We start from the raw sequence: 6,214 nt of genomic DNA on the forward strand, positions 1-6,214 counted from the left end.
ACGAACGTTGGGCTCATATCACCACGGTTTTCGCGGCGCTGCGGTGCGTTTTGCGTGGCCAATGCAAGCGAGGTGCGAGCACCGCGGCTAAATGATCACTTGCCCGCATAGTCGATCACACGGCTGATTTCGCTGCGCAGGTCCTTGCGGTGGACGACGCGGTCGATGAAGCCTTTTTCGAGCAGGTGTTCACTGCGTTGGAAGCCTTCGGGCAGCTCCTGCTTGACCGTGTTGGCGATGACGCGTGCGCCGGCGAAGCCGATGTAGGCCCGCGGCTCGGCGAGGATGATGTCGCCGAGCATGGCGAAGCTGGCGGTCACGCCGCCGGTGGTCGGGTCGGTGAGGACTGAGATGTAGAGGCCGCCCACGTCGTCCAGCCGAGCGAGCGCTGCGGAGACCTTGGCCATCTGCGCCAGCGACAGCGTCGACTCCTGCATGCGTGCGCCGCCCGAGGCGTTGATGATGATCAGCGGCCGATCGTTTTCCAAGGCGAGTTCAACGCTGCGGGCGAGCTTCTCGCCGACGACCGACCCCATCGACGCCATCATGAACCGCGAGTCCATCACGGCGAGCACAATGCCTCGGCCTTTGACGAACGCCTTGCCGCACAGCAGCGCGTCGGGGTTGCCGGTCTTGGCCTGCTCCTTGACGAGCCGATCTTTGTAGGGAATGCGATCGACGAAGCCCAGCGCATCGCGTGGGGCGAGGTCGGTCCACATCGGCTCAAAGCTGCCGGGGTCGACCAGCTGGGCGATTCGCTCGTCCGCGCCGATGCGATAGTGATGCTCGCAGTCGGGGCAGACGTGGCGGTTCTGCTCGACCTGCTTGCGGTAGAGCATCGTGCCACAGTTGGGACAGCGCATCCACAGGCCTTCGGGCACGTCGGCCCGGCGGTCGGGGTCGACGACGTCCTGCCAGGTGCGCGGCTTGGGCGGGGCCTGGCTGGCGGCCTTGGCGTCGCGGATGTCGGTGCTCGTGGTATCGTTGGCCATGGATATACAGTAAAGGCGGAGCAGTATAGCGGCGGCACGCGGGCCAGCCGATTTGCGGGCTCGGTAATTTCCGCGATTATACAGGCTTGTGAGCAGAATTGAAGATTGGCGGTTGAAGATTGGTGGTTGGACAGCGCCCCTGCGGGGCGGCCGCTGAACGCTGGTTTTTGATTCGTCTTGCCGGATCTTTGGGCCGTAGTCCTTATGACAGCAGTGCTTTACATTCTGGTGGCGGCGGCGGCGGGGCTTGCGCTGGCCAAGTGGCTGCGGCTGCCGAGCGTGCCGATGCTCGTGCTGGCGGGGCTGACGCTGCGAATGACCGGTCTCGTGCCGGACGAGGCGCTGCTTCGCGACGCGATGCTGCTGGGGTTGGCGTTCCTGGTCTTCGTGGCGGGCACGGAGCTGAACCCCGACCGGCTGGGCGACCAACGGCGGGCGGCGCTGGTCGTGGGGCTGGCACAGTTCATCGTGCTGGCAGTGGTCGGCATCGCGGTGGCACGGATGCTCGGGTTCGCGTGGGAGACCGCGGCGTATATCGGCCTGGCGCTCACCGCCAGCTCGACGCTGGTGGTGGTAACCCTGCTCAGGCAGCGGCAGCAGTTTTTCGAGCCATTCGGCAGGCTGGTGCTCGGCGTGCTGCTGCTGCAGGACATCCTTGTGATCGTCGCAATCGCGGCGCTCAGCGGCGTCGATGGCGGCCCGGAAGTCGTGGGCCTGCGATTGGGCGGCATGGCGGCGCTGCTGCTGCTGGCGTGGGTGTGTGTGCGATGGGTGACACCCTGGCTGATGCTGAAGCTCAACCTCGACGAAGAAAGCCTGCTGCTGGTGCTGCTGGCGATGCTGTTCACGTTCGTGGGGCTGTCGCAGTGGATGGGGCTGCCGATGGTGACCGGGGCGTTTCTCGCCGGCGTGTCGCTGTCGGGGTTTCCGAGCAACGGCATCGTTCGCGGACAAGTCAATTCACTGGCGGACTTTTTCCTCGCGGTGTTTTTCGTGGCGCTGGGCGGAGCGCTGATGTGGCTGGGGCCGGCGGAACTGGTGCTGGCGATGGCGCTGGTGGTGCTGGTGCTGGTGGTGACGCCGCCGCTGGTGGCGTGGGTCGGTCGGCGGGTGGGGCTGAGCAGCCGAGTGTCGATCGAGAGCGGGCTGCTGCTGGCGCAGTGCAGCGAGTTTTCACTGGTAGTCGTACTGCTCGGTGTTGAGCAGGGACATGTATCCGAGGATGTGTTCGCGATCGTCGCGCTGGTGACGGTGGTGACGATGATCCTCACGCCCTTCGTGGCGACGGACGCGAACACGTGGCGGGTGATGCGCCTTCGTCTGCCGCATGGCTGGGTCGGTGGCGAGCGGCGCGAGACTCGGCCGAGCGATCACGTGCTGATGCTCGGCTGCGGCACGAACGGACAAAAGCTGGCCGACGCATTGGTACAACGCGGCCACCGGGTCGTGGTGGTTGATGACGACCCGGGCATGATCGCCCGGCTAAGGCAGCGCGGCGTCGAGGCGGTGCGCGGCGACGGAGCCGACTACATCATTCTCCGCGACGTCGGCGCCCGCGCCGCGAAGGTGGTTGTCTCCACCATGCGCCGCACATCCGACAATGAACGCATGCTGCGATTCCTCTGGGACGCGAACGTGCCGGTCGTGTTGCGCACGTTCGGCCCGGACGCGGCGGAACGGTTCGCGGTTTATGGCGCGATTCCGATCATCGAATCGGAGCTTGGCGCTGACGCGACGCTGGCGTGGTTTGAGGAAACCTTTCTGCAAACATCCCCCGCGACCGCAGACGCGCAAGCGTAACGAGTTGGCATCAGGGCGTTGACATCAAAGGCGCGATCACAAATCAGATATCAATTTCGTCGTTGTCGCACATGGTTCGCATCATGGATCGAAGTTGCTGCCGTGAGTGAACGCCAAGCTTGCGATAAATGCTCTTCACATGAACGTGTACCGTATGCGGCGATCGGCCGAAGTGGTTGGCGATCTCACGCTCCGTGCTCTCGCGACGCAGCATTTCAAGCACGTCACGCTCCGTGGGGCTGAGTCGGTTGAGCATCGCCACGGCCGTCAGCCGAGGCGGACGCTGAGCGTGTAACCCGCGCCGCATCACATCGCGCAGCATCGGCCGACGAGCCGCGACCGCATCACGATGCGCCGCGTCGAACGCCGGGCGCTCGAGATGCCGCAGCAACAGCAACACCGCCTGGCAAGCGCCTTCAATCGGTAGCGTGATAGCGAACGCATCCGTCAGTCGACAACTCGGCCGCAGCGTCGGCTCAATGCCAATGCTCGCCGCCGTGTTGTCTGGATCACGTCCATCCACGAACAACTCTTCCAGCGTGATTGGCCGATCCACAATGCCCACGGCCGACAAGCGATCAAACAGCGAGCCTTTCGCAACGGGCCAACTCTGTAAGGGCACGCGCTGCGCCGGCGAGAGGTCCAGCCCCGGCGTGCCAACATAAGCGCACGCCCGCCAGCCCGGCGGGTTGTAAACGCGAGCGGCGACAACGTCCGCCTCGGCAAGCATGGCAGAGCACTCCGCCGACTGCACCAGTGCCCCGTGAAGTGGACTGACCAGACACCGCTCGACCCAATACCACGGCATCGCGTCCACCGCGTCGCCCCCGGGCAACATGCGGTCGGCAAAACCATCGACCGATTGAAAACTCGTCTCCTGGTCCGTGAATGTGAGTGGGCCCGTCATAACAACACCTCCCCAGTGTGGTGCAACAACCATTGCACTTTGGCTCGATCGCGGTATTCAGAACTGACCTGCACCGCAATCGAACAAACATGAGTCGCGCATCAAAAGCGCCTACGCTTCATCCTCTGCGACTACGATGAAAAAAGCGATCCTTTTGAACATGACTGTGCCATGGTGGTGGCACGGTCACGGCATGCAGTAAATACCCCTACCTTCTCCAGTAAACGTGCAGCCCGGCGCAGACACGGCGAACAGGGCCGCCTATGCTCGCCAAGTTAGCGCATGCGACCGGGACACAACGCGACGTGCGAAGGTTCAAATCATGATCGAGTTCCAACGCCCGCTGGCCCGCGAACTGCCACGCCGGGCGAAAGACCTCAGCCAGCGCGCCCTGCTGCTGCCAGGCAACGTACGCTGCCAGCGATTGGCAAGCCGATATCGCATCGCTAATGATGACCGCCGTGTCTACTTTCATCACATCCGCAAAACCGCAGGTACAAGCCTCTGCTGGGCGATGCTCTCGATCACCGGCCGAAACGGCGCGCAGATCTACGACCGCCTCGCCCGAAGCTTTCTGCCAAGGCTCGTGCTCGACGACAAAATTTTCGTCGGCTGGCAGTGGCGGCTCATCCAGCAAGGCCACTACTACTTCGCCTTCTCTCACACGCCCGCTCACGCGCTGAGCCTGCCGCCTGCGACCTACACCATCACCTGCCTGCGCGATCCGGTGAAGCGCGTGATCTCGCATTACCGCATGCTCCGCGAGTTCCAGGCTACCGAACCCACCCGCCCCGTTCTGCTTCGCGAAGGCCACTGGCTTGGCAACAGCTTCGCCGACTTCATCGACCGCCTGCCGCGCGAGCACCTGTTGCGCCAGGTCTACATGTTCTCCCCCCGCTTCGATCCTGCCGAGGCCGCCGACGCCGTCGCCGACTGCTCCTGCGTCCTCACCACCGAAGCATTCGACGCAGGCCTCGCCCGCCTCAGCCAGACGCTCGGCCACACGCTGACCCACCACCGCGCCAAAGGCAGCGGCTTCACCGTCGAAGTCGACGACCATGACGTCGAACGCCTTCGAGACCGCCTCGAACCGGAATATCGTATGTACGATCAGCTCGGCCCCGTGCTCGACGCCGTTCGTTGAATCTTGACTTGAAAGGAGTGGGACGCGTTGAGTGAGTCATCTGAATCATCATCACCCGAAGCCAGTGTCGGCGGCACGCTCGCCGGCCGACTGCCGGACGTGATCATCATCGGCGCCGCCAAGGCGGGCACCACCGCGCTGGCCGAGTATCTGCGTCGACATCCGAGCGTGTTCGTCAGCGCCATCAAGGAGCCGGAGTTTTTCTCGCACGATGAAAACTTCGCCAGGGGCATGGACTGGTATCGCGGTCTGTTCGCCGACGCGTTGACCGGCCAGGTGTGCGTCGAGGCATCGACCTCTTACACCCGCTGGCCGGAGTACCCGCAGGCCGTGCCCCGGCTGGCCGAGGCGTTGCCGCGAGCGCGGTTCATTTACATCCTCCGCCATCCGGTCGAGCGCGCGTGGTCGCATTACGTGCACCGGGTCACGAAGGAGCTTTATCGCCACGAGCCCGTGCCCGCGACGTTTGAAGAGCACATCGAGCGCGACCCGGTATGCATCAACTCCAGTCGGTACATGGATCAGATCGAGCAGTACCTGCCCTACTTCGGCCGTGACTCGTTTCTGGTGCTGCTGAACGATGATCTGGCAGGCGACACCGCGGCGACGCTTTCGCGTGTCTGCCGGTTCCTCGGCGTTGAAGACATCGGGCCCGACCTCGCGAAGCTCGACACCAGCTGGTACCGCAACGCCCGCACCGTCGACGGCCGAGTGCGCGGGCAGATCTTCGCCCCCCTCAAAGCCAACCCCATCACCCGAACCGTCGGCCGACTGTTGCCAAAGGCTGGCAAAGACGCGGCTTACCAATTGCTCCGCCGTACCCCACGCGCCCGCCGCATCACCAGGCAATTCACCCCCCCACCCATGACCGCCGACACCCGCCTCCGCCTGATCGACTACTTCAAACCCCACAATGACCGCCTCGCCGAGTTCATCGACACGGACCTGTCGTTCTGGGATGAATGAACGACGGTCACGCAGTGAACGATGGGTGAACGATGTTTACATCGGCAACCGTTATCAAACTGTTTTCACTACAAAGGTGTTTCTTCTGTGCTGAGCGGTTGTATTAGCCGATAAATCCTCAGCGGTTCGTAGCGCGCATGTCCACACTGGACGCGTCGCCGGGCCGACCCAGGGATAAAAACGATGAGTGGTATTTCACTCGGCACGGGATTGATGTCAGGCCTGCCCACGGCGGATATCATCGACCAGCTCATGGCGGTCGAACGCCGACCCCTCATGTTGATCCAGCAGCGCAACGACCGCCTCAGCGCCCAGCAGGACGCCCTTCGCGAGGTCAATGCCAAGCTGCTGGCGGTCAAGCTCAGTGCCAACGGCTTTACCACCAATCGCAACTTCCGCAGCTTC

5 protein-coding genes and 1 pseudogene are annotated in these 6,214 nt (G+C 63.6%); 4 read left to right on the forward strand and 2 right to left on the reverse strand.

Features of this window, described 5'->3' with window-relative positions; all coding sequences use genetic code 11:
• Positions 1-95: 95 nt before the first annotated feature.
• Positions 96-1,039, reverse strand: a pseudogene (gene accD / locus ACERK3_15350) (acetyl-CoA carboxylase, carboxyltransferase subunit beta).
• A 157-nt stretch (positions 1,040-1,196) separates the two neighbouring features.
• Between accD and ACERK3_15355 the strand changes: the two are divergent.
• Entirely contained in the window at positions 1,197-2,792 is a 1,596-nt protein-coding gene (locus tag ACERK3_15355; protein ID MFA9479664.1) for a cation:proton antiporter, read from the forward strand.
• A gap of 43 nt (positions 2,793-2,835) precedes the next feature.
• Here ACERK3_15355 and ACERK3_15360 read toward each other — a convergent pair whose 3' ends face one another.
• Positions 2,836-3,699, reverse strand: a complete 864-nt coding sequence (locus ACERK3_15360) for a LuxR C-terminal-related transcriptional regulator (GenBank protein ID MFA9479665.1) — start codon at positions 3,697-3,699, stop codon at positions 2,836-2,838.
• A gap of 322 nt (positions 3,700-4,021) precedes the next feature.
• Between ACERK3_15360 and ACERK3_15365 the strand changes: the two genes are divergently transcribed.
• From ACERK3_15365 to ACERK3_15375, 3 genes are all read left to right on the forward strand, one after another.
• Positions 4,022-4,843: a hypothetical protein gene (locus ACERK3_15365; protein MFA9479666.1), complete on the forward strand. Its 822-nt coding sequence runs from the start codon at positions 4,022-4,024 to the stop codon at positions 4,841-4,843.
• 27 nt (positions 4,844-4,870) lie between these two features.
• Positions 4,871-5,809, forward strand: a complete 939-nt coding sequence (locus tag ACERK3_15370; GenBank protein ID MFA9479667.1) for a sulfotransferase — start codon at positions 4,871-4,873, stop codon at positions 5,807-5,809.
• Positions 5,810-5,992: 183 nt separating this feature from the next.
• Positions 5,993-6,214: flagellar cap protein FliD N-terminal domain-containing protein (locus tag ACERK3_15375; GenBank protein MFA9479668.1), on the forward strand; the 222-nt coding region annotated here is incomplete at its 3' end.

The sequence above is a fragment of the Phycisphaerales bacterium AB-hyl4 genome, assembly GCA_041821185.1.
Lineage (GTDB): Bacteria > Planctomycetota > Phycisphaerae > Phycisphaerales > Phycisphaeraceae > Natronomicrosphaera > Natronomicrosphaera hydrolytica.

Coding starts and splice junctions, on each gene's coding strand:
- ACERK3_15355 (MFA9479664.1), top strand. CDS start 1,197: ATGACAGCAGTGCTTTACATTCTGGTGGCGGCGGCGGCGGGGCTTGCG.
- ACERK3_15360 (MFA9479665.1), bottom strand. CDS start 3,699: ATGACGGGCCCACTCACATTCACGGACCAGGAGACGAGTTTTCAATCG.
- ACERK3_15365 (MFA9479666.1), top strand. CDS start 4,022: ATGATCGAGTTCCAACGCCCGCTGGCCCGCGAACTGCCACGCCGGGCG.